This is a genomic window from Arminella tubonensis (assembly GCF_003240585.1).
Lineage (GTDB): Bacteria > Pseudomonadota > Alphaproteobacteria > Rhizobiales > Rhizobiaceae > Rhizobium > Rhizobium tubonense.
This window is the reverse complement of the sequence record NZ_PCDP01000001.1, coordinates 45894-70940: the sequence shown is the minus strand read 5'-3', so window position 1 is coordinate 70940 and position 25047 is coordinate 45894. Positions and strand designations below refer to the sequence as shown.

Sequence of the window (25047 nt, the reverse complement as noted above, 5' to 3'; positions counted from 1 at the left end):
ATGCAAAAGATTCGTAAGGGCGACAAAGTCGTCATTCTTGCTGGTAAGGACAAGGGTCGTACCGGCGAAGTCATTCAAGTGATGCCGAAGGAAGATCACGCTGTCGTGCGTGGCGTCAACATGGTCAAGCGCCATCAGCGCCAGTCGCAGACGCAGGAAGCCGGCATCATCAACAAGGAAGCCCCGCTTCACCTGTCCAACATCGCGATTGTTGACAAGGACGGCAAGCCGACCCGCGTCGGCTTCAAGTTCGTGGATGGGAAGAAGGTCCGTGTGGCCAAGCGTTCGGGAGATGTGATCGATGGCTGAGGCAAAATACGAGCCACGGCTCAAGCTGGAATATTTCGAGCGGATTCGTCCGGCCATGCAGGAGAAGTTCTCCTACTCCAACGAAATGCAGATCCCGCGTCTTGATAAGATCGTGATCAACATGGGTGTTGGCGAAGCAACGGCTGACTCGAAGAAGCCGACAATTGCTGCAGCCGACCTTGCAGCGATTGCCGGTCAGAAGCCGGTCATCACCCACGCACGTACGTCTATCGCCGGCTTCAAGGTCCGCGAGAACATGCCGATCGGCGCTAAGGTAACGCTGCGCGGCGCCCGTATGTATGAGTTTCTGGACCGCCTGGTGAACATCGCTCTCCCGCGTGTTCGCGACTTTCGCGGCCTGAACCCGAAAAGCTTTGACGGTCGTGGCAATTTCGCCATGGGCATCAAGGAGCACATTGTGTTCCCTGAGATCAACTACGACAAGGTTGATCAGATGTGGGGCATGGACATCATCGTTTGCACGACGGCCACCAAGGACGACGAAGCACGGGCTCTCTTGACAGAGTTCAACTTCCCGTTCCGTCAGTAACCGTAACGACGAGCGTAGAAAAGGAACCAAGATATGGCGAAGACAAGCGCAGTTGAAAAGAACAAGCGCCGCCGAGAAATGGTCGCACAGCAGGCCACCAAGCGCGCAGCGCTGAAGGCCACGATCATGAACCAGACTCTTTCGATCGAGGAGCGGTTCAAGGCTACCCTGAAGCTCGCATCGCTCCCGCGCGATGGATCAAAGACACGCGTCCGCAACCGTTGCGAAGTCTCCGGTCGTCCGCGCGCCTACTACCGCAAGCTGCGCATGTCGCGTATCGCGCTGCGTGAACTCGGCAATTTCGGCAAGGTGCCGGGCATTGTCAAGTCGAGCTGGTAAGGAGACGCCCAGATGACAATGACAGATCCATTGGGCGATATGCTCACCCGTATCCGTAACGGCGCTTCCCGCCGCAAGTCGTCGGTTTCGACGCCTGCGTCCAAGCTTCGTGCACGTGTTCTCGACGTCCTGCAGTCCGAAGGCTACATCCGTGGCTATGCTCTTGTCGATTTCGGCAACGGCAAATCGGAGCTGAACATCGAGCTCAAGTATTATGAAGGCGCATCGGTGATCCGTGAGATCGGCCGTGTGTCCAAGCCGGGCCGCCGGGTTTATGTCTCGGTCAAGTCCATTCCGCAGGTCGCGAACGGTCTCGGTATCACTATCCTTTCTACTCCGAAGGGCGTGATGGCCGACCACCAGGCTCGTGAACAGAATGTTGGTGGCGAGGTTCTCTGCTCGGTCTTCTAAGGCCGACGGAAATCTCCCGTCGAAACAGACAGGTTTGATAAAATGTCTCGTATCGGTAAGAAGCCCGTTCAGGTCCCTGCAGGAATCACGGCCACTGTTGATGGCCAGAAGGTGACTGCTAAGGGTCCTAAGGGCGAACTGTTCTTCATCGCGAATGATGAAATCGGTCTCAAGATCGAAAATAACGCTGTTGTGGTTACGCCGCTCAACGACAGCAAGGATGCTCGCGCAAAGTGGGGCATGTCCCGCACGATGGTCGAGAACATTCTGAAGGGTGTCACCGAAGGTTACGAGCGCAAGCTTGAAATCAACGGCGTCGGCTACCGTGCCGCCATGCAGGGCAAGAACCTGCAGCTCGCGCTTGGCTTCAGCCACGACGTGGTTTACGAACCGCCGGCCGGTATCACCATCGTTGTTCCCAAGCCGACGGAAATCGTCGTCAGCGGCATCAACAAGCAGCAGGTCGGCCAGGTTGCCGCGGAAATCCGCGAATACCGCGGCCCCGAGCCTTACAAGGGCAAGGGCGTCAAGTATGCCGGCGAGCGGATTGTCCGCAAAGAAGGCAAGAAGAAGTAAGGATCACGCGAAATGGCTAGCAGGAAAGAAGCACTTGCACGTCGTGCCAACCGCGTGCGTCGTCAAATCAAGTCGGTGGCCAACGGCCGTCCGCGCCTGTCTGTTCATCGCTCGTCGAAGAACATCTACGCTCAGATCATCGATGATGTGGCCGGCAAGACGCTTGCGTCTGCCTCCACCCTCGAAAAGGATGTGCGTGGCTCTTTGAAGACCGGTGCCGACACAGCGGCTGCCGCCGTCGTTGGCAAGCTCGTTGCAGAGCGTGCCTCGAAGGCAGGCGTCAACCAGGTCGTATTCGACCGTGGCGCCTTTATCTATCACGGCCGCATCAAGGCACTTGCCGAAGCTGCCCGTGAAGGTGGACTGACCTTCTAATTTGATTTCCGGCCGGATCTAGCATCCGGCCGGCTTTCGGCCTTTTAAGGCCATCACCGGATCGCATCGACGCCAATAAGGCGCGTTGTGGTCCTTCTTTTAGTTTGCCGATTGCACCGGAAAAGAAAAAGGAAAAGGACAATGGCACAAGAAAAAAGAGGTTCTCGCGACGATCGCCAGAACCGCGATGAGCGCGATAGCGAGTTTGTCGACAAGCTCGTCGCAATCAACCGCGTTGCCAAGGTTGTCAAGGGCGGCCGTCGTTTCGGCTTTGCTGCTCTCGTCGTCGTTGGTGACCAGAAGGGCCGCGTAGGCTTCGGCCATGGCAAGGCACGCGAAGTGCCGGAAGCCATCCGCAAGGCCACCGAAAGCGCCAAGCGCGACATGATCTTCGTGCCTCTGCGCGATGGTCGTACGCTGCATCACGACATTCACGGCCGTCATGGCGCCGGCAAGGTTCTGCTGCGCTCCGCCAAGGTCGGTACCGGCATCATCGCCGGCGGTCCGATGCGTGCCGTTTTCGAAACGCTCGGCGTTCATGACGTCGTCGCCAAGTCGACCGGTTCCTCGAACCCATACAACATGGTTCGCGCAACCTTCGACGCTCTGAAGCATCAGATTCACCCGAAGGATATCGCAGCTCAGCGCGGCATGAAGTATGCCACTCTGCAGGCTCGTCGTGCTGCCTCCGGCAATGCCTCTGAAGAATAAGGGGAGTTTGACCTATGGCCAAAGCGACCAAGAAGACCGAAGCAAAGACCGTAACGGTCGAGCAGATCGGTAGCCCCATTCGCCGTCCCGACGTTCAGCAGAAGACGCTGATCGGTCTCGGATTGAACAAGATGCACCGTCGTCGCACGCTGGAGGATACTCCTTCGGTTCGTGGCATGATCCGTGCTGTCCAGCATCTCGTTCGCGTCGTCGACGAGAAGTAAGCCGGAGGTATTCGTTATGAAACTGAATGAAATCACCGACAATGATGGTGCGACCCACAACAGCAAGCGTGTTGGTCGCGGTATCGGCTCTGGCAAGGGCAAGACCGGCGGCCGCGGCGTCAAGGGACAGAAGTCCCGTTCCGGCGTAGCGATCAACGGTTTCGAAGGCGGTCAGATGCCAATCTACCGTCGTCTGCCTAAGCGTGGCTTCAACAACATCTTCAAGTCGGACTTCGTCGTAGTCTCGGTTGCTCGCCTCCAGGCAGCAGTCGACGCCGGCAAGCTCGATGCCAAGACGACGATCGATGCGGTTGCCCTCAAGGCTGCCGGCGTCATCCGTCGCGTCAAGGACGGCGTCCGTATCTTGTCCGATGGCGAGATCACGGCGAAGGTGACGCTTGAAGTTGCAGGCGCTTCCAAGTCCGCAGTCGAGAAGATCGAAAAGGCTGGCGGCACCGTCAAGCTTCTTTCGGCTCCTGTCGAAACTGTCGCAGAATAATATCACTTATAAGTCGCCCGGGGTGCTTCACACCGGGCGATTTTGCTCCCATATGTGAGCCTCACGAATCTGTGTAACGCAGCCGCGTCGGACAGATGATAACGGGAACGAGGGTGAGGTATCCGATTGCGCCGCAATCCGTCCAAAGCCCGGCTTTTGAACAATTTACTTACTGATTCCGGACCCGGCCGATTTTGCCGGAATTGGTAGTGCGGAGATTTGCATGGCATCTGCAGCGGAACAACTGGCGTCCAATCTCAATTTTTCGACCTTCGCCAAGGCAGAGGATCTGAAAAAGCGGCTCTGGTTCACTCTGGGCGCTCTTCTCGTTTACCGCTTGGGCACCCACATTCCGCTTCCGGGTCTAAATCCCCAGGCCTATGCTCAGGCTTTCCAAGGCCAGGCCGGCGGCATCCTCGGTCTATTCAACATGTTTTCCGGCGGCGCCGTCCAGCGCATGGCGATCTTCGCGCTCGGCATCATGCCCTATATCTCCGCTTCGATCATCGTGCAGCTCATGACCTCGGTCGTGCCGGCGCTTGAGAATTTGAAGAAGGAAGGCGAGCAGGGCCGCAAGATCATCAACCAGTACACCCGGTATGGCACGGTGCTGCTCGGCACGTTGCAGGCCTATGGCATTGCGATCGGCCTTCAGAGCGGCAACGGCCTTGTGGTATCTCCGGGCTGGTTCTTCATCGTTTCGACCGTCATCACGCTGCTCGGCGGCACGATGTTCCTGATGTGGCTTGGCGAGCAGATCACCTCGCGCGGTATCGGTAACGGTATTTCGCTGATCATCTTCGCCGGTATCGCAGCCGGTCTGCCGACAGCACTGGCAGGCACACTGGAACTCGGTCGTACCGGTGCTCTTTCGACAGGCCTCATCCTCGCGGTGCTGGTCGTCGCCATCGGCGTCATCGCGCTCATCGTCTTCGTCGAGCGTGCCCAGCGCCGGCTGCTGATCCAATATCCGAAGCGGCAGGTCGGCAATCGGATGTTCCAGGGCGATACGTCGCACCTGCCTCTGAAGCTGAACACCTCGGGCGTCATCCCGGCGATCTTCGCGTCTTCGCTGCTGCTTCTGCCGGCGACGCTTGCGGGCTTTGCCAACACGGCGGGCATGCCTGCCTGGGCAACATCGATCGTCGCAGCGCTCGGCCATGGTCGACCGCTCTACATGGTGCTTTATGCCGCCATGATCGCTTTCTTCGCCTTCTTCTACACGGCCATCGTCTTCAATCCGAAGGACACGGCCGATAATCTGAAGAAGCACGGCGGCTTCATTCCGGGCATCCGTCCGGGCGAGCGTACCGCCGAATATATCGACTACGTCCTCACCCGCATCACCGTGATCGGCGCAGTCTACCTCGTCTTCGTCTGCATACTGCCTGAGATCCTCGTGTCGCAGACGGGGATACCGTTGTCCCTTGGTGGGACTTCGCTTTTGATCGTGGTTAGCGTAACGCTGGATACGGTGGCACAAATTCAAGGTCACCTGATCGCGCAGCAGTACGAAGGCTTGATCAAGAAATCGAAGTTGCGTGGAGGAAAGAGGGGGCGATGAGACTTATACTTTTGGGGCCACCGGGAGCAGGTAAGGGGACCCAGGCCCAGCGTATCGTGGAGAAGTACGGGATACCCCAGCTCTCCACCGGGGATATGCTGCGGGCCGCGGTTGCTGCCGGAACTGAAGTCGGGAAGCGCGCCAAGGCCGTTATGGATGCGGGTAAGCTCGTCTCCGACGAAATTGTCAACGCCATCATCTCCGAACGCATTGATGCAGAGGATTGCGCCAAGGGTTTCATCCTCGATGGTTTCCCCCGCACCCTGGTGCAGGCCGACGCCACAGAGCAGATGCTGAAGGCAAAGGGCCTCGAGTTGTCGGCCGTGATCGAGATCAGGGTAGACGACGTCGTGCTCGCCGATCGCGTGTCAGGCCGCTATACCTGCGCCAATTGCGGGGCGGGCTATCACGATACCAACCTCAGGCCAAAGGTTGAGGGCGTCTGCGACAGGTGCGGCTCTACGCATTTCAAGCGTCGTCCCGATGACACGCGCGAGACAGTCGTCACGCGTATGCAAGCTTATTACAAGGAAACGGCTCCGTTGATTGGCTATTACTATGCCAAGAACAAGCTTCATTCCGTAGACGGCATGGCCGATATCGATCATGTAACTGCTGAGGTCGATTCTATCCTCGGCAAGCTGTAAGGCTCTGTCCCTCGCTTGCGATGGATGCGCCAAAATAAACTTGGCGGAACGGTTGCTTTTTTTAACTGATTCCGCTAAACACCGCGCCAACTCGCGACATCTGATGCGATCGGCGCGGACTTCCCGTCAAGGGAATTCCGGGTTCGGTCGCTTTGACATGTTACGGACCTCTATCTGAACAGGTGGCCCCTAGGGTCGCATAACGAAGACCTTTGCCGCATGGCAAATGGAACGCAAGGAGAATAGGCGTGGCACGTATCGCTGGCGTCAACATCCCGACGGCAAAGCGCGTAGTAATTGCGCTGACCTATATTCACGGGATTGGAACTAAGTTTGCACAGGAAATCGTCGCCAAGGTTGGTATCCCGGCAGAACGCCGCGTTCACCAGCTGACGGACGCCGAAGTCCTGCAGATCCGCGAAACCATCGACCGTGACTATCAGGTCGAAGGCGATCTGCGTCGCGAAACCTCGATGAACATCAAGCGCCTGATGGACCTCGGCTGCTACCGCGGCCTGCGTCATCGCCGCGGCTTGCCGGTTCGTGGCCAGCGCACGCATACCAATGCCCGTACCCGCAAGGGCCCGGCAAAGGCTATCGCAGGCAAGAAGAAGTAATATCCGGGAAACCGGGTGGGGGAGGCTGGTGGTTACACCGGCCTCTTTTGAGTTTGGCAAAGGGCCTGTCGGGTCTTTTGCCGGTGGAGCCGCTGGAATTACGGCGGTGCAGAGATCAACGAAAGGAATACCATGGCCAAGGAAGCCGTCCGCGTTCGCCGTCGTGAGCGCAAGAATATCTCGTCGGGTGTCGCTCACGTCAACTCGACTTTCAACAACACGATGATCACCATCACCGACGCACAGGGCAACGCCATTGCCTGGTCGTCTGCTGGCGCAAAGGGCTTCAAGGGCTCGCGCAAGTCGACGCCGTTCGCAGCGCAGATCGCCGCTGAAGATGCAGCCAAGAAGGCGCAGGAACATGGCATGAAGTCGCTGGAAGTCGAAGTCTGCGGCCCGGGTTCGGGTCGTGAGTCCGCTCTGCGCGCGCTCCAGGCTGCCGGTTTCATGATCACGTCCATCCGCGACGTGACCCCGATCCCGCACAATGGTTGCCGTCCGCGCAAGAAGCGTCGCGTTTAATCGTCGCCAATCACAACACCGGTAAGCGCCAAGCGTTTGCCGGTGCTTCTCAAGGTCGGTTGCCACGATTGGATGGTGGCAACGAACGGAAGGCAGGAATATGATTCAGAAAAATTGGCAGGAACTGATCAAGCCGAACAAGGTCGAGTTCTCCTCGAGCGGTCGCACGAAGGTGAACCTCGTTGCAGAACCTCTTGAGCGTGGTTTCGGCCTGACGCTTGGCAACGCGCTCCGTCGCGTTCTGCTGTCTTCCCTGCGCGGCGCCGCTGTAACGGCCGTGCAGATCGACGGCGTATTGCATGAGTTCTCCTCGATCCCGGGCGTCCGCGAAGACGTGACCGATATCGTGCTGAACATCAAGGAAATCGCCATCAAGATGGACGGCGATGACGCAAAGCGCATGGTCGTGCGCAAGCAGGGCCCAGGCGTCGTCACGGCTGGCGACATCCAGACGGTCGGCGACATCGAGATCCTCAACCCGGAGCATGTCATCTGCACGCTCGACGAGGGCGCTGAAATCCGCATGGAATTCACCGTCAACAACGGCAAGGGCTATGTTCCGGCCGAGCGCAATCGTGCGGAAGATGCTCCGATCGGTCTCATCCCGGTCGACAGCCTGTATTCGCCGGTCAAGAAGGTGTCCTACAAGGTGGAAAACACCCGTGAAGGACAGGTTCTCGACTACGACAAGCTGAACATGGCCATCGAAACCGACGGCTCGATCACCGGTGAAGATGCCATCGCTTTTGCGGCGCGCATCCTGCAGGACCAGCTTGGCGTCTTCGTCAACTTCGACGAGCCGCAGAAGGAAACCGAAGAAGAGACAGTCACCGAACTGGCCTTCAACCCTGCCCTTCTCAAGAAGGTGGACGAGCTCGAACTGTCCGTTCGTTCGGCAAACTGCCTGAAGAACGACAACATCGTCTATATCGGCGACCTCATTCAGAAGACCGAAGCAGAAATGCTCCGCACTCCGAACTTTGGCCGCAAGTCGCTCAACGAAATCAAGGAAGTTCTCGCTTCCATGGGTCTCCACCTCGGCATGGAAGTGCCGGCATGGCCGCCTGAGAACATCGAAGATCTCGCCAAGCGCTACGAAGACCAGTACTAACAACAAAAAAGGCAGGTTTTGACTGCCTTTCCCCGTCAAACAGCAGGCCCCGATGCAAAATGCAAGGGTGCCTGCATGTGCCAGGAAACGGCAGGCCCATAAACAGAGGGCGCCTGCGATATAAGGAGAATAGCAATGCGCCATGGTATGGTAGGCCGCAAGCTGAACAGAACTGCAAGCCACCGCAAGGCAATGTTTGCCAATATGGCGGCTTCGCTCATCCTGCATGAGCAGATCGTAACGACCCTGCCTAAGGCGAAGGAAATTCGCCCGATCGTCGAAAAGCTTGTCACGCTCGGCAAGCGCGGCGACCTGCATGCTCGCCGCCAGGCGATCTCGCAGATCCGCGACGTAGTCGTTGTCGCCAAGCTCTTCGATGCGATCGCAACCCGCTACGCCACCCGCAACGGCGGCTACCTTCGCATCATGAAGGCCGGCTATCGTCAGGGCGACAATGCCGCCATGGCAGTCATCGAGTTCGTCGACCGCGACACCTTCGCCAAGGGCGCTGCCGACAAGGCTCGTGTTGCCGCTGAAGAACAGGCTGCTGCTGCCGCTTAATCGCGAAGGCACAGGTTCATTAGAAAAGCCGGACGATCGCTCGTCCGGCTTTTTTGCCGTTTGGGTTAGCCAGTCTTTTTTAGTTCTAGCGACGAGTGATGCCCGCGCCGTACCGGATTCGCCCCACCTGATAGTGACAGTCCGGCGCGATTGGATTACGACAATTCCTAAAAATCAGGGTCTTGCCCGTCCGATTGGCGGAATGGGTCTGCCGCAGGCATCGCCCTGAAAATCAAGACGTCGAGGATAGCACCATGCCAGTTTATCGTTCCAGAACCACGACCCATGGCCGCAACATGGCAGGCGCGCGCGGCCTTTGGCGCGCGACGGGTATGAAGGACGGCGATTTCGGCAAGCCGATCATTGCGGTGGTCAATTCGTTCACGCAGTTCGTGCCCGGCCACGTCCATTTGAAGGACCTCGGCCAGCTCGTCGCGCGCGAGATCGAGGCATCGGGCGGCGTCGCCAAGGAGTTCAACACCATCGCGGTCGATGACGGCATCGCCATGGGCCACGACGGCATGCTCTATTCGCTGCCCTCGCGCGAACTCATCGCCGATAGCGTCGAGTACATGGTCAATGCCCACTGCGCCGACGCCATGGTCTGCATCTCGAATTGCGACAAGATAACCCCTGGCATGCTGATGGCTTCCCTGCGCCTCAACATCCCGACGGTCTTCGTCTCCGGCGGCCCGATGGAAGCCGGCAAGGTCATCATGCATGGTAAGAAGGTTGCGCTCGATCTCGTCGACGCGATGGTTGCGGCCGCGGATGACAAGATCAGCGACGAGGACGTCGCCGTCATTGAGCGTTCGGCTTGCCCGACCTGCGGCTCTTGCTCGGGCATGTTCACCGCCAACTCCATGAACTGTCTGACCGAAGCACTTGGCCTGTCGCTGCCCGGCAATGGTTCGACATTGGCCACGCATTCGGACCGCAAGGAGCTATTCCTGGAAGCCGGACGCCGGATCGTCGCCCTGGCAAAGCGCTACTATGAGCAGGACGACCTGACTGCCCTGCCGCGCACGATCGCCAGCAAGGGCGCTTTTGAAAACGCCATGGCCCTCGATATCGCCATGGGCGGTTCGACGAACACGGTTCTCCATATTCTGGCAGCTGCCCACGAGGGCGAAGTCGATTTCACGATGGATGACATCGATCGCCTGTCGCGGCGCGTGCCCTGCCTTTCCAAGGTCGCGCCTGCCAAGGCCGATGTCCACATGGAAGACGTGCATCGTGCAGGCGGTATCATGGCGATCCTTGGCGAGCTGAACCGCGCCGGCCTGTTGAATGCCGACTTGCCGACCATCCACGCGCCGACGCTTGGCGATGCATTGGCTCTCTGGGACATCGCTGTCACCGACAACAAGGCGGCGCTCGATCTGTTCAGCGCAGCCCCAGGCGGCGTGCCCACGCAGGTTGCCTTCAGCCAGAGTGCCCGCTGGGAAGAGCTCGACCTCGACCGTGAGCACGGCGTCATCCGCGACGCCCAGCACCCCTTCTCGAAGGACGGTGGCTTGGCAGTTCTGAAGGGTAATCTGGCGCTCAACGGCTGCATCGTGAAGACGGCCGGCGTCGATGAAAGCATCCTGAAATTCTCCGGCCCAGCCCGCGTCTTCGAAAGCCAGGACTCATCGGTCAAGGCCATCCTTGCCAACGAGGTCAAGGCAGGCGACGTCGTCGTCATCCGCTACGAAGGACCGAAGGGCGGCCCCGGCATGCAGGAGATGCTCTATCCGACCAGCTACCTGAAGTCGAAGGGTCTCGGCAAAGCCTGCGCACTGATCACCGACGGCCGTTTCTCTGGCGGCACCTCTGGCCTTTCCATCGGCCATGCCTCGCCGGAAGCAGCCAATGGCGGCACGATCGGCCTGGTGCGGGAAGGGGACATGATCGACATCGACATCCCCAACCGCACGATCAGCCTGCGCGTCAGTGATGAAGAATTGGCCAGCCGTCGCGCCGAGCAGGATGCAAAGGGCTGGTTCCCGACAGAAGTCCGCAAGCGCAACGTCACCACAGCGCTCAAGGCCTATGCAGCCTTCGCGACCAGTGCCGACCGGGGCGCTGTCCGGGATCTGACCGGGCGTTGACTCTTCACCTCCCCCTTGATGGGGGAGGTCGCGCGGCACGCGCGGGTGACCATAGGATGTCTCAAGGCATCACCCCACCCCCGGAGCTTTCGCTCCGACCTTCCCCATCGAAGGGAGGGTAAAAATTCACAACGGTCGGTTCAAATGCTTATAGGTCTCATCAAGCTGCTGAAGTCGGCTTTCATATGAAGCCTTCAGGCAGGCGAGATCAGCCCCGCAGTCCTGACGCTTCTTGAGCCAGGCTGCCTGCTCGTCCTGCAACGTGCCGCGCGAGCCCATCGCCATCAGGCCTGAGAGCAGATCGAATGTCGTCACCATCTTAACATCGGCGTCGTTGAGCGACCTCGTATCGCAGATCGCCTTCTCGTCCGGCTTCAACTCTTTGCTATCGCAATCAAAGCTGGCGGCATTGGCAGTCGTGCCAAGCGAAACGAGCATGGGTAACGTGAGCAGCATTGCCGCTCCGAAGACTTGAACGTTGAAACCGGCTCGACCAGCGAAAAGAAACATGCCCAGACTCCGTTCTGTTTATGGGGGATCGCCCGGATCAACTAATCGGCGAGGCAGCCGCAAAGTATCGCGAATCCATCTTCCGTCGACCTTGCCTGATATAAATGCGTGGTCACGCATTTTTGTTCATTTCATATGCCCGACCCCAACATTGTCTCTTCTTGACCTTCCATGCTTCCGCCCTCTTTTCTTTCTAGCGTCTACCGCTACAACGTTGCTTTCCAGGACATTTTAAAAGGGAATATGCATGCCAGGCTTGTTGAATCGCGCCTCTATCCCGATGCTCGCGCTTTGGGTGGCGCTCCCCATTTCGGCCGATGCGCAGACGGCCAAGGCCGTGCCTCAGAGCCAGATGGAGATGCAACTGTCTTTCGCGCCGCTGGTCAAGCAGACGGCGGGCGCTGTCGTCAACGTCTATGCCGAACGCGTCGTCCAGCAGCAGTCGCCCTTCGCCGGCGATCCCTTCTTCCAGCAGTTCTTCGGCCAGCGCATGCCCAACCGGACGGAGAAGCAATCGTCGTTGGGCTCCGGCGTCATCGTCGAGGCGAACGGCACCATCGTTACCAACAACCACGTCGTCGACGGTGCTGACGATATCAAGATCGCCCTCTCGGATGGTCGCGAGTTCCCCTGCAAGGTGGTGCTCAAAGACGAGCAGGTTGATCTGGCAGTGTTGAAGATCGATACCAAGGAAACCTTTCCGGTGCTGCCGATTGGCGATTCGGATGCAGTCGAGGTCGGCGACCTCGTGCTTGCGATCGGCAACCCCTTCGGCGTCGGCCAGACCGTGACCTCGGGTATTGTTTCGGCGCTTGCCCGCAACCAGGTGAAGAACGAAGTCGGCTTCTTCATCCAGACCGATGCCTCGATCAATCCGGGCAATTCGGGTGGAGCGCTCATCAATATGAAGGGCGATCTGATCGGCCTCAATACCGCGATCTATTCGCAAAGCGGCGGTTCCAACGGCATCGGCTTCGCCACGCCGGCCAATCTTGTCCGCGTCTTCCTTGCCGCTGCCGATCGCGGCGCAAAGACATTCGACAAGCCCTATATCGGCGCCACCTTCGAACCCGTCACCTCGGAGGTAGCAGACGCGCTGGGCCTCAAGAAAGTGCGCGGCGCACTGATCACCAAGGTGACAGAGGGCGGACCTGCCGCCAAGGCGGGTCTGAAGCCGGGTGAAGTGATCACGGCTCTCAACGGCATTCCGGTCGAACATCCGGATGCGCTCGGCTACCGTCTGACGACCGCCGGGCTTGGAGCAACCGTATCGCTCACGGTGCTTAACAACGGCAAGGAGCGCGAGGCGCCGATGACGCTGGCCGCCGCACCGGAAACCCAACCGCGCGAGGAAAGAACCATAACCGGTGACAATCCCTTTGCCGGCGCCACGGTGGCAAACCTTTCGCCGCGTGTCGCCGATGAGCTGCATCTCCCAACCGATACGGTCGGTGTCGTCGTTGAAAAATTGAAGAGCGATAGTCCAGCAGCGCGGCTTGGCTTCGCACCGAAGGACATCATCGTTTCCGTCAACGGCACCGTTATCACGACCACCCAAAACCTGCAGGTTGCCGTCAGCGGCGAGCCGGATATCTGGCGCGTCGAGATCGAGCGGGACGGCCAGCGCATCCGGCAATTCTTCCGATGAGCAACGACCTCTTCGCCCCAAAGATTCCGGAGGAGGTTGCCAACAGGCGGCCTCTTGCCGATCGCCTTCGGCCGCAGACGCTTTCGGACGTGACCGGCCAACCGCATCTGACGGGCGAGGACGGCGTGCTGCGCCGGATGATAGCGAGCGGTTCGCTGGGATCGATGATCTTTTGGGGGCCGCCGGGTACCGGCAAGACCACGGTAGCGCGGCTCCTGTCGGGTGAGGCGGGGTTAGCTTTCGAGCAGATCTCGGCAATCTTTTCCGGTGTTGCCGACCTCAAGAAGATGTTCGAGACCGCCCGCATGCGGCGAATGGACGGCCGACAGACCTTGCTGTTCGTCGACGAGATCCATCGCTTCAACCGCGCCCAGCAGGACAGCTTCCTGCCTGTCATGGAGGACGGCACGGTAATCCTCGTTGGCGCCACGACCGAGAATCCTTCGTTCGAACTCAACGCCGCACTTTTGTCCCGCGCCCGGGTGCTGACCTTTAAGTCGCATGACGAGGAGAGCCTTGAGGAACTGCTGACCCGTGCGGAGACCGTCGAGGGCAAGCCCCTGCCTTTGCGCGATGACGCAAGGGCAAGTCTCATCCGCATGGCCGACGGCGATGGTCGCGCGGTCTTGACGCTCGCGGAGGAGGTGTGGCGGGCTGCGCGGAAGGATGAGACGTTCGATACGGAAGCGCTGACCCAGATCGTCCAGCGCCGCGCGCCAGTCTATGACAAGGCGCAGGACGGCCACTACAATCTCATCTCGGCGCTGCATAAGTCTGTACGCGGTTCGGACCCCGACGCGGCCCTATACTATCTCGCCCGCATGTTCGATGCCGGCGAGGATCCGCTCTATCTCGGACGCCGTCTGGTGCGCATGGCGATCGAGGATGTCGGCCTGGCCGATCCGCAGGCGCTGGTGATCTGCAATGCTGCCAAGGACGCCTATGACTATCTCGGCTCGCCCGAGGGCGAACTGGCCTTTGCGCAGGCCTGCGTCTACCTGGCGACGGCGCCGAAATCCAATGCGGTCTATACTGCGTTCAAGGCCGCGACCCGGGCCGCCAAGGAGAACGGCTCGCTTCTCCCACCAAAGCACATCCTCAACGCGCCGACCAAGCTGATGAGAGGCGAGGGCTACGGCGACGGCTATCGCTACGATCACGATGAGCCGGACGCTTTTTCCGGCCAGGATTATTTCCCCGAAAAGATGGGCCGTCAGACCTTCTACGATCCGCCGGAACGCGGGTTCGAGCGCGAGATCAGAAAGCGGCTCGAATGGTGGTCGAAGCTCCGCAAGGAGCGTGGCTGATATCCATCAACCCTGTCACGACGCCTTCTGCATCCGTGGGCGGACAGCTTTCTCTATCATCTTGACGTTGGACTCGACCTGGCCGTTGTGGCCCTCCATGTCGACGACGACATGCCAGTGGCCGCTCTCCGGCAGGGTCAACCTTATCGGGGATTTTTTCGCGACGCCGCCGACGAACTGGTGTTTCAGCGTCTCGGTGAAGCGCAGGAAGTTCACCGCGTTCATCAGCCGGACATTGGCGACGGCCGACAACGTGATTTCGATCACGGTGCCGGCACGCTGCTCCTGCAGATCGTAGTGGGTGTAGCGGAATGCTGGCTTCGACATTGCACTCTCAACTCTGATGTCATTGTAGCATCATCTTATCTACGTCCCGGTTAAAGAAGCGTTGGCCGGGGCGCAGCGAGAGGCGGAAGCTCATATGTTAGTGCACGTTCGCCGTCATAGACGCCTGGCAATCGAGGTCAAGTACGACACCCTCAGGAGCACGGCAGATGTCGGCCGGGTTGTGGTTGCATTCTTCCGCCGCGAAGTGCAGCGCGGCTGCCTCATTGGCGAACAGGCCGCCGACGAGGCCCTGGCGATCCTGGACTATCCATGCGCCGTGTCCGTCACGGCCGACGACGAAACGCGCCGGCGCCGCGGTAGCAGCAATAGAGGAACGGCGTTGGATTTGCTGAGTATTTGGCATGTTGGTCGTGGTCCTCAATATCATCTGACGAAGGTCGACTAGCGGCTGAACCAGTGCATCAGCAACTGGATGGCGCCGGCAGTCATGAAAACGAAAGCCAGACGCGGCAGGATCGCGCTGATACCTGAACGCAGGGAATGAGGACGGCCGGAACGATGGCCGGCGACCGCGATCGCCGGTGGGCGTTGGAGTGGATCAGGAGAAGCACTATGGACAATAAGGCGTGGCATCGCATGTTCCTTTAAGGGCGTTACCGGCACGTGGTCGAACAGAGCCGACGCAGGTGCCATGCCAACGAATCTATGCAGGGGCCGGTAGTAATTCCATTCGACGTAGCGGGAGAAAATATAAAAATGTCATAGGGATAAGGGCTTTTACCCCAGCCGGTGAATGTCTGCAGGTGGGCAATGTCTCTTGTAGGTGACTTGAGCGGACAACAGGGCCTCGCGGATCATTGCGTCGGTTGCCGGATCAACACCGACGAGCGGCAGGCGGACATCCGAACTCATGTCCCGCAGGATGTGGAGAGCTTGCTTGACGGTCGCCGGCTGGCTTTCGAGCGACAGCGCTTGAAACAAGGGTAGCAGCCGCTCGCTCAGGGCGAATACGGCCGACAGATTGCCGGCGGCCGCCGCATGCTGCATGGCGGAAAACAACCGCGGTGCGACATTGGCAACGGCTGAGATGGCACCTTGCGCACCTGAGAGGGCGGCGGTCGACGCGGTTGGATCATGGGCTGAAAATAATGATATGCGCTCAGGCAGTTGTGACCTCCACGCGGAGATGCGGCCGATATCTCCGGTCCCATCGGCGATACCGATTATGGACGGAATGGCGGCCAGCGAATCCAATGTCGCCGGCGCGAGGTCGATCGCCGTATACGATGGCAGATTGTGGACGATCAACGGCAGGTCGGTACTAGCGGCAAGCCGTTCGAAATGATGGATGACGCCTTTCTGCGTCGGCTTGGAATAGTAGGGCAGGGTAACGAGGGCGGCATCCGCGCCAAGCGCCGCCGCTTGCCTCGTCTCCTCGATCGTGGTCGCGGTGCAGTTGGTACCGCTGGTCGCAATGACCGGCACCTTGCCCTCGGCAACCTCTACGCAGGTGGCGATCACCTTTGTTCGCTCGTCCATCGTGAGTACGGCGCCTTCACCGGCAATGCTGCACGCGACCAGCCCGTCGATGCCATTCAAGATCTGCCATTCGACATGGGCCATCAGAGCGACATGATCGAGGACGCCGTCTTTGAACGGCGTCACCAGCGAGGTCATGGCGCCGCCAATCCGACGGACAGTCCAACCGCCTTCGATATAAGCTGTCATCATGGTCGTCGGATCGGCGCTCAGAGGTATGACAAAACGATATAGAGCTCGAGACTGCCGAGCACGATGCCGAAGATCATCATGATGCAGGCTGTGCGTCGCTCGCGCATCTGGCGGTCACGAGATCGCCGATGCTTCTTTTTGTTCACAGCGCCTGGCTGAGCGCTACCGCTCCGGGCGAGATAGCGAATGGACTGTGGAAGTTCCGGCGTCATGGAATCGAGCACGACATCACCTCTTTATGGACAAGAGAGGCTAACGCCGGAGCGGATATGAAATCCATTCGGGACAGAAGGCTAAAAAATAGGAAAAATATAAAGGCAGCGAGCGTTGCCGCCCGCTGCCTTTAGCCATCGAGATATTGAGTGTCAGTTGGCCGCCTTCAGCGAACTGATGATCGCTGCCAGCTCGGGGCCGTGCTTTTCCTGAGTGCCCTTGGAGCCCCAATAGGTAATGACCAGCAGCTTGTCGGCGGTCGGCGCCAGCAGTGACAAACCGACATTGACGCCGCCGTCGCTGTCGGTGCCGTCCCAATCGAAATTGCTCATGCTCATGCCGTTGACAGTTTCTTCCGACTTCTTCTGCGTCGAACCGTCGATCTTGACGCCGTTCTTTTCGAGGAAGGCGATGGCATCGTCGATGACCTTGTCGGTGGTCTTCGCATCGGCGACGTCAATCGACAGGTAGATTGCGGAGTCCGCCGAGGTTGCGTCGATGCCGGTCTCGGTCTCTTTCGGGCCCCAGTTATCGGGAATGGTAATCGAGGCGACCGGCTCGTCGCTTGGGAATTTGAGTGTCGCGGCGTATGATGCTGCGGGAAGAAATGCAGCGATCAGGGTCGCCAGGACTAGCTTTTTCATGCGGTTCACCTTTGGGTAGGGCCTCGGCTCGGCAAGCGCCCGAAATGCGGGATAGGGGTACTGTCCGGACGGTTCGCTTTCCTTCGATGGTCCTCGGCCTGCTGATGGCCGGATTTCCGCCGTTTGGGGTGACGCCGCATCCGTGTCGGCCTGGCCTGGCGATGAATTTGTCTTTCGTCATCGCACGGTCATTCCGGCGGAAACGATCATTAGGCATCAACACTGAAGGATGCTCTAAATTATCGCTGCAATTGCCGCGTGGCCGCAGACCTTTTCTGGGTTGATCCGTTGGTTCATCCTTTGGATCCGTCCGAATACCGGTCGCCGGAGCAGACCCGGCAGTCTCCAGGGGTAAAATGCCCGCGCGCAAGAATAAGTTGTTGCGGAGTGTCGCAAAAAAATGCGCATAATAAGCTATGGAATATGCAGTGGGGTGCAAAACAATGAGAATGATCGATTTCCGGTTAGTCTGGTCCAAGCTATGGGTTGTTGTTGCTGCAGCATTGATGGTGATCGCATTCACGGCTGATATCGCGCCAGCGGAGCAACCCTCGTCGGCTGACGCTACCCAGAAAAAGATCGACCAGCTGACCAAGCTCCTCGAGGATCCGGACATTCGTGCCTTGCTCGCGGCGCGCTCGAAGATGCAGCCGGATACGGAAATGACCAATATGTCCGCAAGCGATTTGACCAGCCGGTTGAACGCGGTTCAGGAGCATCTCTTTGCCGTCAGGGAGGCGATCCCGGTCATTCCCTCCGAGTTCGCGCGGGCGGTCGATACGACAAAGGCGGGGGTAGAGGGGCGCCGACCCATCGGTGTATTCCTGTTCTTTTGCCTGCTGGTCGCAATCGGCCTTGCTGCCGAATGGTTCTTCGGCCGCATCCTCAGGCGCATATATGCCCGCAGGCTGGCCTCACAGCAGGATGCGACGCCGATAAACGGCTTCCATGTGCTCGGTCATCATCTGTTCGTCCAGATCGCCCCGCTCGTCGTGTTCGGCGTCGCCAGCGTCGGCCTGTTCCTGACGCTGAGCTGGCCGCCGCTGCTTAGCCGGCTGATCGTACCGACGCTGCTGGGGCTGATTGCCGGCCGCGTGATCATCCGCATCAGCAAAGTTCTGCTGGCGCCGTTTGCGGACGCGTCGGGGCTACCGCAGATCCGCCTCATCCCGATCGACGATCATGCGGCCAGGTTCTGGTTCGCGCGCGTCGTCGTGTTCACCCTGATCTATTTCATCGGCTGGTCGGCCGACGGCATCATGGGCGCGCTCGGCTTCCTGCCACCGGTCCAGGCTGCCATCGACTATGGCTTCGGCGTGATCCTGCTTCTTGCCGCCATCGAGAACGTCTGGAATCGTCCGCGGCCAGTCGAGCGCGCGCACCGCGGTGTCGTTGATTGGCTGCTGATCTTCTGGTTCTGCGTGCTTTGGATTCTCTGGGTCGCCGGGCTCGCGATCACGCTGCTGCTTTGCCTGTATGTAGTCCTCGTGCCAGCGACTTTGAGGCTGACGACATCGATCATCCGCAATGCCTTCAGCAAAAGAGATCCGGGCTCATCGGCGAGTGGCACCATCTACGAGGTGCTGGTCGAACGGGGCGTCAGGGCAGCCGTCATCGCACTCGCCGTGGCGTGGCTCGTCCTTGTCATGCGCTTCCACCCTGTCGCCATGATGGAGGAAGATTCGGTGGCCAGGATCATTCGCGGCGTGCTGGGTGGCGTTGTCATCCTGATGGTGGCCGACGTTCTCTGGCAGATGGTCAAGGCCTTCATCAGCCATCGGCTGGAGCGCGCAGCGATGGTGGAAGGCGATGCCGCCGCGATGGCGAAAAGTGGTCGATTGGCGACACTGCTGCCGATCCTTCGCAATTTCCTGGCGGTGCTGATCGGGGCCATCGCCATCATGATGGTACTGTCGGGGCTGGGGGTCGAAGTCGGCCCGCTGATCGCCGGCGCCGGAATTTTCGGCGTTGCCATCGGCTTCGGGTCGCAGACGCTCGTCAAGGACGTCATATCAGGCATCTTCTACATGATGGACGATGCCTTCCGTGTCGGCGAATATATCCAGAGCGGCAGCTACAAGGGCACGGTGGAATCCTTCAGCATCCGCTCGGTGAAGCTGCGCCACCATCGCGGGCCGATTTTCACGGTGCCGTTCGGCGTGCTCGGCGCCGTCCAGAACATGTCGCGCGACTGGGTGATCGACAAGTTCCTGATTTCCGTCAGCTATCAGACCGATATCGCCGCCGTGAAGAAACTGGTGAAGGGGGTGGGAGCGGAGCTGCTGGAAGATCCGGAGCTTGGCCCGATGATCATAGAGACCGTCAAGATGAAGGGTGTCGAACAATTCGGCGACTACGGTATCAACCTCAGCTTCGCGTTTATGACCAAGCCCGGTCACCAATCCGGTGTTCGCCGCCGCGCCTACGCGATGATCCGCGAAGCTTTTGCCGCTAACGGTATCGAATTCGCATCTCCGACGGTCCAGGTCGCCAACGACGAACATGCGTCAGCGGTCGTCGCGGCGACGACCAACAACATCATCGCCATGAAGAAGGCAGCCGCAGAGAACGCGGAAGGTGCCGGAGGTGCTTGAAAATAGGGCGCACAAGGCGCGCGTCTTCGATGCGGGTACCGGGCTCAGCTATCCGACGCGGGCAGCAGTGGCCGTCTATTAGTTCGGAGTGGTGCTGGCATTGCCTATGATCTTGGAGGCGGCAGCCGGTCCCTTGTCGGCGCCGTTTGCCGCCGGCTCTGCCGTGGCGCCGTCGCCAATGTTCGCAGCGGCTTCGATGGTTTCCACTCGTGCACCAGTGCCCACGATCTTCGACGCGAACAATGCGCCCGCGGCTGCGACGACGACTAGGACGATCAGTCCGTGGCGGTGGGATCTCATGATGAGTTCCTCCCTCTTCAACCCAGGGAATTATCGTCCCAAATCCGGTATTTCACAATATCCCTATATCAAGAGCCCGCTAGGCTGTCGTAGCGCCGTGTAGCTGGGTCTGCCGATCGAGCTGCGTAACCAGCGCAAGGATCGTCTCGGACGTCGGCGTCGCGATACCGGCCAGGCGCCCGAGCGAGACGACCATGCCAACGAGCGGGGTGATCTCCAGCGACTTTCCGGCGAGAAGATCCTGCAGCATGGAGGTGCGAACCGGGCCGATGGCCTTGGACTGCTCGACGCGCTCCTCGATGGAAAGGGCGAACCGCGCGCCCAGCGCCTCGCCAACAGCTTTCACCTCGTTCATCACCTGCGCTACCATTTTTGACAGGCCTGGATCCACCATGATCTCCGACATCAACGCGCGGGTCAGCGCACTGATCGGATTGAATGCCGCGTTGCCCAACAGCTTGTTCCATATCTCGTTGCGGATATTCGGCGATATGGTGATGTTCAAGCCCGCCTGCGTCAGCAATGCCGAGATCGCCTCGATATCGGTAGAATGCTCGTCGGAGGGCTCGCCGAGAACGTAGCGCCCGTTGTTGCTGAGCTTGATCTCGCCGGGATTGATGACCTCGGCGCCCTGATAGGCGACGCAACCGATCACCCGCTCCGGTCCCAATTGCCGCCAGAGCGCGCCGCCCGGATCGAGCTCCTCGAATTGCGTTTCCGCGTAGCTGCTCTGCCGGTCCCGATGAAAATACCACCACGGTATGCCGTTGAGGATCATCACCACGCGCGTTCCCGGGTGCAGCAGCGTCGCCATTCCAGAGGCAGCCGCGGCCAGTTGATGCCCCTTCAACCCCGTGATGACCAGGTCCTGCCGCGGCAGTTCGCTCGGATCGTCGGTCGCGATGACGCGCGCCTCGACCGGGCCAGAAGCGCCGGCCTCCCAGACCCGCAGCCCATGTTCGCGTATGCTCGCGAGATGGGCGCCGCGGGCAACGACCGAGACATCAGCCTGCCCCTTCAATCCTGTCGCCAGCTTCGCTGCGATTGAGCCGCCGAGCGCGCCGGCGCCATAGATGCAGATGTTCTTGAAAAAATGCGATGCCATGGCCCAGTCTCCGCGTTCGATCGTCGCGAGCATAGAGGTAGCATAGGATCAAGGATTGGGAATAGCTTTCCAGCGCCGCCCCCGCCGGGGAGAAGCGGTGAGGAAGACGAAGCAAGAGTGATCGCGGCTACCCTGTTGGGTCATCTTTCATCGTAGTCTGATCCCGGTACGCAGCTGTTGACCGGGCAGCTTTTGCTGTCCTTCGTCGGAATGTAGGATCGATCGGCATAAAATCCGATGTCGCAGGAATCTCGGTCTGCCACGAACCGGTCATAGAGCGGCAGGTTCGTACGGCCGCTGTTATAACGAAAGATCACCGCACGCTCGCGGCCGACTAGCGCTTGCGCCTGCGAACAGGTGTAGGACATCGAATTATATCGGTTGATTGCCAGGGCTGGCGTTGTCATGGCCGAGACGGCAAGCAGTCCAAGGAGAACGATCTTCTTCATCAGGGAACCCTCTTGTTGGTCTTGACGCAACATGTACGGCTTGCCGGACGTTTTGGATCCGTGGATTGGTGATCCGCACGCGATTGTGATCGAAGGACGCTGCCGCGAGGGCCTTGCCGAACTTACCAACGCTAGGGGCAGGGCGACGCGAGCGCCAGTAACTTACCGTATGTTCGATACCGGCAGGCGATACACGGACAGAGCATACGGTAAGCTACGAGAAGCTTGGGAAGTTGATGCGTATGCTTCTCCCGGTGTTTGGTTGGTGTATGCGAAAAATGACCATGGAGGCGAACCGACGGGTGGTGCCTGCAGATGCTCCCAGGGAGCATCGAGATGGCTGATGACACCCACGCAGCCGCGTTGAGCTTTCCGAAGCGCACGCAGGAAATCCAGCAATTGTCGGCGCGTGACGAGAGCTTCCATGACCTCTGCGTGGATTTTTCGGTCGCAAAGGCGCTGCTGCAAAAATGGGAATCCTCGCCTGATCGCGAGCGCGATGCGCGGGATGAGGAGTATCTTCTGCTTGTGAGGGAGCTCGCAGACGAGATCGTTGCGGCGCTCGATGCAGCCGTGATCATTCCTTTCGCGAAGCGCGAGAAGTGAGCGCAACTAGCCACTCTATTGCATTCTTGAATTAGGCGGTCCGGCTCGCTCGGCGAGCCACGCGCCTCAAGCGGTTGCCACGGCAGCAGTTGTGGCCGCGGTCGCAGTGCTTGTGCATCTCGCGGTAGCTCCGAACACGCGACCGCGGCTCTATAGAGCATACCGTATGTTACGGGCGCGAACTCTGCTGCAGGCGTAACATCCATCCTGTCTATGGCGTCTTCAAGCACGTTAGGCCTGTTGCGGGAGCAGTCCCGCCTTTTCGCGTCCATTACTGCTGACGGTCTTTCAATCGAAATCAGAACGCGTGCTTGTCGCCTTCGTTGCCTGTTGATTTTCCGCGACACGGCTCGCCTCGATTCATCAAGGAGATTTCGTTGAAGCCGGTCTACGGCGGACAGAAACTTAAAAAAAAGCGATGGGAGAAACGAGAATGAGCATTCTGAAGTCTTTGACATTGGCAGTGGCGCTGGCGGGCAGTTGTCTCACGCCGGCGCTTGCCGCGGACAAGAAGCCCAACATCATCGTGATCATGGGAGATGATGTCGGCTGGTCCAACATCGGAGCCTATAGCCAGGGTCTTATGGCCGGCAGGACGCCAAATCTGGATCAGCTAGCGGCCGGCGGAATGCGGTTTACCGACTACTACGCGGAAGCAAGCTGTACGGCGGGCCGGGCGAATTTCATTACAGGAGAGCTTCCCATCCGCACGGGCATGACGACCGTCGGACAAGCCGGCTCGGCGATCGGCATTCCGACACAGGCTGTCACGATCGCCACGGCTCTCAAGTCGATGGGTTACGAGACGGGGCAGTTCGGCAAGAACCATCTCGGCGACCTCAACGAATTCCTGCCGACGGTGCATGGCTTCGACGAGTTTTTTGGCTATCTCTACCATCTCGATGCGATGGAAGACCCGGCTCATCCCAACTATCCGCAGGAGTTGCTGCCCACTGTCGGACCCCGCAACATGCTTCATAGCTGGGCGACGACCGTTGACGATACGACGGAACAGCCGCGTTGGGGCAAGATCGGCAAACAGAAGATCGAGGACGCAGGTACGCTCTACCCGGAGCGCATGGAAACGGTCGACGATGAAATCCTCGACAATGCACTCAGGTTCGTCGACAAGGCCAAGGCCGACGACAAGCCGTTCTTCCTGTGGCTCAACCCGACACGTATGCATGTGACGACGCACCTCTCGCCCAAATACGAAAACATGCGGAATTCACAGAACGGCTGGAGCGAAGAAGAGGCCGGAATGGCACAGCTCGACGATATCGTCGGCTCGGTCATGAAGCATGTGAAAGACAGCGGCCTTGACGGCGACACGATCATCGCCTTCACCACCGACAACGGGACGGAGAACTTCACTTGGCCTGACGGCGGGCAGACGCCCTTTGCAGGTGGCAAAGGGACGGGCCTGGAAGGCGGCTTCCGTGTGCCGCTGATCATAAACTGGCCAGGAAAGATTCCAGCGGGCAAAGTCGAAAACGGCCTCATGTCCGGGCTGGATTTCTTTCCGACGCTGGTCGCAGCAGCCGGCAATCCGAATATCGTCGATGAGCTGAAAGCTGGAAAACAACTCGGTGACACAACCTATAAGGTCCATCTCGACGGCTATAACCAGATGGAGCTGCTGACTGGTCGTGGGCCGTCTAGCCGCAACGAGATCTATTACTTCACCGAGAGCACGTTGGCTGCGGTCCGGATCGGGGACTATAAATATAGGTTCATCGATCAGCCCGACGGCTGGATCGGCAGCACCGTCAAGATGGACATGCCCATCCTGATCAATCTGCGCCTCGACCCATACGAGCGCACGGGCTTCGCCAAGGGCGCGTACGGTTCGTACAAGTACTTCGAGTGGTTTCTCTATGAGTTCTGGCGCTTCCAGTTCGTTCAAAAACAGGTCGCTCTGCTCGCCCAGACGGCCATCGAATTTCCACCGATGCAAAGAGGCGCGAGTTTCAATCTCGACGCCGTGAAAGAGCAGATTGCCAAGGCTATTGCTTCGCAAGCCGGAAAATAGCCTTTCGCCACGAATTGGAGTGTGCTCAGTTTGGAGCGCACTCAGCGATCCTATCCGCTTATCCAAAATACACCTTCGGGCGGAAAAACGACCACTCTTGGAGAAATGTGATGAAAAGAATTCTTGCAGCGTTCGTCATCGTGGCAACGACGGTTGGTTCGACGTATGCGGCAGAGCCAATCGTTGGCAATTGGAAGACGGAAGCCGGAACTACGGCGGAGATCGGCCCCTGCGGCGGCGGATATTGCATTACGCTGAAGACCGGGAAGCACGCAGGGGAACAGATAGGCACCTTCAGCGGCAAGGGCGGCAACTACGCGGGCAAGATCACCGATCCCGATGACAAGAAGACCTATGACGGCGTCATGACCGTCTCCGGAGACACCGTCAAGATGAAGGGCTGCGTCATGAAGCTATTCTGCCAGTCCCAGACCTGGACGCGTCTCTGAATTCGTCGGTTGCGCGCATCAATGGTGCTCAGGCGACGATAGAGCATACTAGAACCTACACG

General features: G+C 59.2%; 32 protein-coding genes. 22 read left to right on the top strand and 10 right to left on the bottom strand.

Translation table 11 applies throughout. The annotated features are described in order from the left end of the window. The 16 genes from rplX (at window position 1) to ilvD (ending at window position 11109) form a co-directional block, all read left to right on the top strand. A complete protein-coding gene (gene rplX, locus CPY51_RS00395; protein WP_111158086.1) occupies window positions 1-309 on the top strand; it encodes a 50S ribosomal protein L24 in 309 nt (102 codons plus the stop codon). After that, the gene (gene rplE / locus CPY51_RS00390) at window positions 302-859 is read left to right on the top strand and encodes a 50S ribosomal protein L5 (protein ID WP_111158085.1); all 558 of its coding nucleotides are present in this window, start codon (window positions 302-304) and stop codon (window positions 857-859) included. The genes rplX and rplE overlap by 8 nt, the downstream gene beginning before the upstream one ends. Window positions 860-892: 33 nt before the next feature. Then, window positions 893-1198: a 30S ribosomal protein S14 gene (gene rpsN, locus CPY51_RS00385; RefSeq protein ID WP_111158084.1), complete on the top strand. Its 306-nt coding sequence runs from the start codon at window positions 893-895 to the stop codon at window positions 1196-1198. Window positions 1199-1210: 12 nt separating this feature from the next. Further along, complete coding sequence (gene rpsH / locus CPY51_RS00380) at window positions 1211-1609, top strand: 30S ribosomal protein S8 (RefSeq protein WP_111158083.1); 399 nt, start codon at window positions 1211-1213, stop codon at window positions 1607-1609. A 42-nt stretch (window positions 1610-1651) separates the two neighbouring features. Continuing rightward, entirely contained in the window at window positions 1652-2185 is a 534-nt protein-coding gene (gene rplF, locus CPY51_RS00375) for a 50S ribosomal protein L6 (RefSeq protein WP_111158082.1), read from the top strand. Window positions 2186-2197: 12 nt separating this feature from the next. Beyond that, complete coding sequence (gene rplR / locus CPY51_RS00370; RefSeq protein WP_111158081.1) at window positions 2198-2560, top strand: 50S ribosomal protein L18; 363 nt, start codon at window positions 2198-2200, stop codon at window positions 2558-2560. Window positions 2561-2701: 141 nt separating this feature from the next. Beyond that, window positions 2702-3271, top strand: a complete 570-nt coding sequence (gene rpsE / locus CPY51_RS00365; RefSeq protein WP_111158080.1) for a 30S ribosomal protein S5 — start codon at window positions 2702-2704, stop codon at window positions 3269-3271. Window positions 3272-3285: 14 nt separating this feature from the next. Beyond that, complete coding sequence (rpmD, locus tag CPY51_RS00360) at window positions 3286-3495, top strand: 50S ribosomal protein L30 (protein WP_111158079.1); 210 nt, start codon at window positions 3286-3288, stop codon at window positions 3493-3495. A 16-nt stretch (window positions 3496-3511) separates the two neighbouring features. Next, a complete protein-coding gene (rplO, locus tag CPY51_RS00355; RefSeq protein WP_111158078.1) occupies window positions 3512-3994 on the top strand; it encodes a 50S ribosomal protein L15 in 483 nt (160 codons plus the stop codon). Between the two features lie 223 nt (window positions 3995-4217). Next, window positions 4218-5558 (top strand): preprotein translocase subunit SecY, encoded by a 1341-nt coding sequence (gene secY / locus CPY51_RS00350; protein WP_111158077.1) that lies wholly within the window; start codon window positions 4218-4220, stop codon window positions 5556-5558. Beyond that, window positions 5555-6205 (top strand): adenylate kinase, encoded by a 651-nt coding sequence (locus CPY51_RS00345; RefSeq protein WP_111158076.1) that lies wholly within the window; start codon window positions 5555-5557, stop codon window positions 6203-6205. The genes secY and CPY51_RS00345 overlap by 4 nt, the downstream gene beginning before the upstream one ends. A gap of 248 nt (window positions 6206-6453) precedes the next feature. Continuing rightward, window positions 6454-6822 carry a 30S ribosomal protein S13 gene (gene rpsM / locus CPY51_RS00340; protein ID WP_111158075.1) on the top strand — a complete coding sequence of 123 codons (369 nt, stop codon included), beginning with the start codon at window positions 6454-6456 and terminating at the stop codon, window positions 6820-6822. Window positions 6823-6954: 132 nt separating this feature from the next. Continuing rightward, on the top strand, window positions 6955-7344 hold the full coding sequence (gene rpsK / locus CPY51_RS00335; RefSeq protein WP_022718372.1) for a 30S ribosomal protein S11: 390 nt from the start codon (window positions 6955-6957) through the stop codon (window positions 7342-7344). A gap of 100 nt (window positions 7345-7444) precedes the next feature. After that, window positions 7445-8455: a DNA-directed RNA polymerase subunit alpha gene (locus CPY51_RS00330; protein WP_111158074.1), complete on the top strand. Its 1011-nt coding sequence runs from the start codon at window positions 7445-7447 to the stop codon at window positions 8453-8455. Between the two features lie 135 nt (window positions 8456-8590). Continuing rightward, window positions 8591-9016, top strand: coding sequence for a 50S ribosomal protein L17 (gene rplQ / locus CPY51_RS00325; RefSeq protein ID WP_111158073.1), 426 nt, complete (start codon window positions 8591-8593; stop codon window positions 9014-9016). A gap of 254 nt (window positions 9017-9270) precedes the next feature. Then, window positions 9271-11109 (top strand): dihydroxy-acid dehydratase, encoded by a 1839-nt coding sequence (gene ilvD, locus CPY51_RS00320; RefSeq protein ID WP_111158072.1) that lies wholly within the window; start codon window positions 9271-9273, stop codon window positions 11107-11109. A 126-nt stretch (window positions 11110-11235) separates the two neighbouring features. Here ilvD and CPY51_RS00315 read toward each other — a convergent pair whose 3' ends face one another. Continuing rightward, a complete protein-coding gene (locus CPY51_RS00315; protein ID WP_244598397.1) occupies window positions 11236-11565 on the bottom strand; it encodes a lysozyme inhibitor LprI family protein in 330 nt (109 codons plus the stop codon). A 301-nt stretch (window positions 11566-11866) separates the two neighbouring features. Here CPY51_RS00315 and CPY51_RS00310 point away from each other — a divergent pair, with 301 nt between their 5' ends. Together CPY51_RS00310 and CPY51_RS00305 are read left to right on the top strand one after the other, a co-directional pair. Then, window positions 11867-13267: a DegQ family serine endoprotease gene (locus CPY51_RS00310; RefSeq protein ID WP_111158070.1), complete on the top strand. Its 1401-nt coding sequence runs from the start codon at window positions 11867-11869 to the stop codon at window positions 13265-13267. Then, window positions 13264-14574 carry a replication-associated recombination protein A gene (locus CPY51_RS00305; protein ID WP_111158069.1) on the top strand — a complete coding sequence of 437 codons (1311 nt, stop codon included), beginning with the start codon at window positions 13264-13266 and terminating at the stop codon, window positions 14572-14574. The genes CPY51_RS00310 and CPY51_RS00305 overlap by 4 nt, the downstream gene beginning before the upstream one ends. A gap of 15 nt (window positions 14575-14589) precedes the next feature. On the opposite strand, the gene CPY51_RS00300 is transcribed toward CPY51_RS00305, so the two are convergent. The 6 genes from CPY51_RS00300 to CPY51_RS00275 all read right to left on the bottom strand — a co-directional run bounded on the left by CPY51_RS00300 (window position 14590) and on the right by CPY51_RS00275 (window position 17450). After that, window positions 14590-14901: a DUF1883 domain-containing protein gene (locus tag CPY51_RS00300; protein WP_111158068.1), complete on the bottom strand. Its 312-nt coding sequence runs from the start codon at window positions 14899-14901 to the stop codon at window positions 14590-14592. 97 nt (window positions 14902-14998) lie between these two features. Then, window positions 14999-15265: a hypothetical protein gene (locus CPY51_RS33040; protein ID WP_111158067.1), complete on the bottom strand. Its 267-nt coding sequence runs from the start codon at window positions 15263-15265 to the stop codon at window positions 14999-15001. 38 nt (window positions 15266-15303) lie between these two features. Then, on the bottom strand, window positions 15304-15495 hold the full coding sequence (locus CPY51_RS00290) for a hypothetical protein (protein ID WP_111158066.1): 192 nt from the start codon (window positions 15493-15495) through the stop codon (window positions 15304-15306). A 144-nt stretch (window positions 15496-15639) separates the two neighbouring features. After that, on the bottom strand, window positions 15640-16593 hold the full coding sequence (gene dapA / locus CPY51_RS00285; RefSeq protein ID WP_244598382.1) for a 4-hydroxy-tetrahydrodipicolinate synthase: 954 nt from the start codon (window positions 16591-16593) through the stop codon (window positions 15640-15642). Between the two features lie 17 nt (window positions 16594-16610). After that, window positions 16611-16817: a hypothetical protein gene (locus CPY51_RS32175; protein WP_146260061.1), complete on the bottom strand. Its 207-nt coding sequence runs from the start codon at window positions 16815-16817 to the stop codon at window positions 16611-16613. A gap of 141 nt (window positions 16818-16958) precedes the next feature. Continuing rightward, window positions 16959-17450, bottom strand: a complete 492-nt coding sequence (locus CPY51_RS00275; RefSeq protein WP_111158064.1) for a histidine kinase — start codon at window positions 17448-17450, stop codon at window positions 16959-16961. Window positions 17451-17893: 443 nt separating this feature from the next. Here CPY51_RS00275 and CPY51_RS00270 point away from each other — a divergent pair, with 443 nt between their 5' ends. Then, window positions 17894-20044, top strand: a complete 2151-nt coding sequence (locus CPY51_RS00270; protein WP_244598381.1) for a mechanosensitive ion channel family protein — start codon at window positions 17894-17896, stop codon at window positions 20042-20044. Between the two features lie 78 nt (window positions 20045-20122). Here the strand turns inward: CPY51_RS00270 and CPY51_RS00265 are convergent, their stop codons facing one another. The 3 genes from CPY51_RS00265 to CPY51_RS00255 form a co-directional block, all read right to left on the bottom strand. Next, window positions 20123-20344, bottom strand: coding sequence for a hypothetical protein (locus tag CPY51_RS00265; protein ID WP_111158062.1), 222 nt, complete (start codon window positions 20342-20344; stop codon window positions 20123-20125). Between the two features lie 79 nt (window positions 20345-20423). Continuing rightward, the gene (locus CPY51_RS00260; protein WP_111158603.1) at window positions 20424-21449 is read right to left on the bottom strand and encodes a ketopantoate reductase family protein; all 1026 of its coding nucleotides are present in this window, start codon (window positions 21447-21449) and stop codon (window positions 20424-20426) included. 140 nt (window positions 21450-21589) lie between these two features. After that, window positions 21590-21898 carry a hypothetical protein gene (locus CPY51_RS00255; protein ID WP_111158602.1) on the bottom strand — a complete coding sequence of 103 codons (309 nt, stop codon included), beginning with the start codon at window positions 21896-21898 and terminating at the stop codon, window positions 21590-21592. Window positions 21899-22234: 336 nt separating this feature from the next. On the opposite strand from CPY51_RS00255, the gene CPY51_RS00250 reads away from it, so the two are divergent. The 3 genes from CPY51_RS00250 (at window position 22235) to CPY51_RS00240 (ending at window position 24985) form a co-directional block, all read left to right on the top strand. Continuing rightward, window positions 22235-22504 carry a hypothetical protein gene (locus tag CPY51_RS00250; protein WP_111158061.1) on the top strand — a complete coding sequence of 90 codons (270 nt, stop codon included), beginning with the start codon at window positions 22235-22237 and terminating at the stop codon, window positions 22502-22504. A gap of 433 nt (window positions 22505-22937) precedes the next feature. Next, the gene (locus tag CPY51_RS00245) at window positions 22938-24536 is read left to right on the top strand and encodes an arylsulfatase (protein ID WP_206607221.1); all 1599 of its coding nucleotides are present in this window, start codon (window positions 22938-22940) and stop codon (window positions 24534-24536) included. Window positions 24537-24646: 110 nt separating this feature from the next. After that, window positions 24647-24985 (top strand): DUF2147 domain-containing protein, encoded by a 339-nt coding sequence (locus tag CPY51_RS00240; protein ID WP_111158059.1) that lies wholly within the window; start codon window positions 24647-24649, stop codon window positions 24983-24985. The last annotated feature ends 62 nt before the right edge of the window (window positions 24986-25047 follow it).

What these genes read in the sequence shown, in the direction of transcription:
- CPY51_RS00255 (WP_111158602.1), bottom strand. Translation starts at nt 21,898, where the DNA reads ATGAAGAAGATCGTTCTCCTTGGACTGCTTGCCGTCTCGGCCATGACA.
- CPY51_RS00245 (WP_206607221.1), top strand. Translation starts at nt 22,938, where the DNA reads ATGAGCATTCTGAAGTCTTTGACATTGGCAGTGGCGCTGGCGGGCAGT.
- CPY51_RS00290 (WP_111158066.1), bottom strand. Translation starts at nt 15,495, where the DNA reads ATGCCACGCCTTATTGTCCATAGTGCTTCTCCTGATCCACTCCAACGC.
- rplE (WP_111158085.1), top strand. Translation starts at nt 302, where the DNA reads ATGGCTGAGGCAAAATACGAGCCACGGCTCAAGCTGGAATATTTCGAG.
- CPY51_RS00265 (WP_111158062.1), bottom strand. Translation starts at nt 20,344, where the DNA reads ATGAGATCCCACCGCCACGGACTGATCGTCCTAGTCGTCGTCGCAGCC.
- dapA (WP_244598382.1), bottom strand. Translation starts at nt 16,593, where the DNA reads ATGATGACAGCTTATATCGAAGGCGGTTGGACTGTCCGTCGGATTGGC.
- CPY51_RS00315 (WP_244598397.1), bottom strand. Translation starts at nt 11,565, where the DNA reads ATGCTGCTCACGTTACCCATGCTCGTTTCGCTTGGCACGACTGCCAAT.
- CPY51_RS00250 (WP_111158061.1), top strand. Translation starts at nt 22,235, where the DNA reads ATGGCTGATGACACCCACGCAGCCGCGTTGAGCTTTCCGAAGCGCACG.
- CPY51_RS33040 (WP_111158067.1), bottom strand. Translation starts at nt 15,265, where the DNA reads ATGCCAAATACTCAGCAAATCCAACGCCGTTCCTCTATTGCTGCTACC.
- CPY51_RS00305 (WP_111158069.1), top strand. Translation starts at nt 13,264, where the DNA reads ATGAGCAACGACCTCTTCGCCCCAAAGATTCCGGAGGAGGTTGCCAAC.
- rplQ (WP_111158073.1), top strand. Translation starts at nt 8,591, where the DNA reads ATGCGCCATGGTATGGTAGGCCGCAAGCTGAACAGAACTGCAAGCCAC.
- secY (WP_111158077.1), top strand. Translation starts at nt 4,218, where the DNA reads ATGGCATCTGCAGCGGAACAACTGGCGTCCAATCTCAATTTTTCGACC.
- rpsH (WP_111158083.1), top strand. Translation starts at nt 1,211, where the DNA reads ATGACAATGACAGATCCATTGGGCGATATGCTCACCCGTATCCGTAAC.
- rpmD (WP_111158079.1), top strand. Translation starts at nt 3,286, where the DNA reads ATGGCCAAAGCGACCAAGAAGACCGAAGCAAAGACCGTAACGGTCGAG.
- CPY51_RS00240 (WP_111158059.1), top strand. Translation starts at nt 24,647, where the DNA reads ATGAAAAGAATTCTTGCAGCGTTCGTCATCGTGGCAACGACGGTTGGT.
- rpsN (WP_111158084.1), top strand. Translation starts at nt 893, where the DNA reads ATGGCGAAGACAAGCGCAGTTGAAAAGAACAAGCGCCGCCGAGAAATG.
- rplX (WP_111158086.1), top strand. Translation starts at nt 1, where the DNA reads ATGCAAAAGATTCGTAAGGGCGACAAAGTCGTCATTCTTGCTGGTAAG.
- rplO (WP_111158078.1), top strand. Translation starts at nt 3,512, where the DNA reads ATGAAACTGAATGAAATCACCGACAATGATGGTGCGACCCACAACAGC.
- CPY51_RS00275 (WP_111158064.1), bottom strand. Translation starts at nt 17,450, where the DNA reads ATGAAAAAGCTAGTCCTGGCGACCCTGATCGCTGCATTTCTTCCCGCA.
- CPY51_RS00345 (WP_111158076.1), top strand. Translation starts at nt 5,555, where the DNA reads ATGAGACTTATACTTTTGGGGCCACCGGGAGCAGGTAAGGGGACCCAG.
- rplF (WP_111158082.1), top strand. Translation starts at nt 1,652, where the DNA reads ATGTCTCGTATCGGTAAGAAGCCCGTTCAGGTCCCTGCAGGAATCACG.
- CPY51_RS00300 (WP_111158068.1), bottom strand. Translation starts at nt 14,901, where the DNA reads ATGTCGAAGCCAGCATTCCGCTACACCCACTACGATCTGCAGGAGCAG.
- rpsK (WP_022718372.1), top strand. Translation starts at nt 6,955, where the DNA reads ATGGCCAAGGAAGCCGTCCGCGTTCGCCGTCGTGAGCGCAAGAATATC.
- CPY51_RS00310 (WP_111158070.1), top strand. Translation starts at nt 11,867, where the DNA reads ATGCCAGGCTTGTTGAATCGCGCCTCTATCCCGATGCTCGCGCTTTGG.
- ilvD (WP_111158072.1), top strand. Translation starts at nt 9,271, where the DNA reads ATGCCAGTTTATCGTTCCAGAACCACGACCCATGGCCGCAACATGGCA.
- CPY51_RS00260 (WP_111158603.1), bottom strand. Translation starts at nt 21,449, where the DNA reads ATGGCATCGCATTTTTTCAAGAACATCTGCATCTATGGCGCCGGCGCG.
- CPY51_RS00330 (WP_111158074.1), top strand. Translation starts at nt 7,445, where the DNA reads ATGATTCAGAAAAATTGGCAGGAACTGATCAAGCCGAACAAGGTCGAG.
- rpsE (WP_111158080.1), top strand. Translation starts at nt 2,702, where the DNA reads ATGGCACAAGAAAAAAGAGGTTCTCGCGACGATCGCCAGAACCGCGAT.
- rplR (WP_111158081.1), top strand. Translation starts at nt 2,198, where the DNA reads ATGGCTAGCAGGAAAGAAGCACTTGCACGTCGTGCCAACCGCGTGCGT.
- CPY51_RS00270 (WP_244598381.1), top strand. Translation starts at nt 17,894, where the DNA reads ATGAGAATGATCGATTTCCGGTTAGTCTGGTCCAAGCTATGGGTTGTT.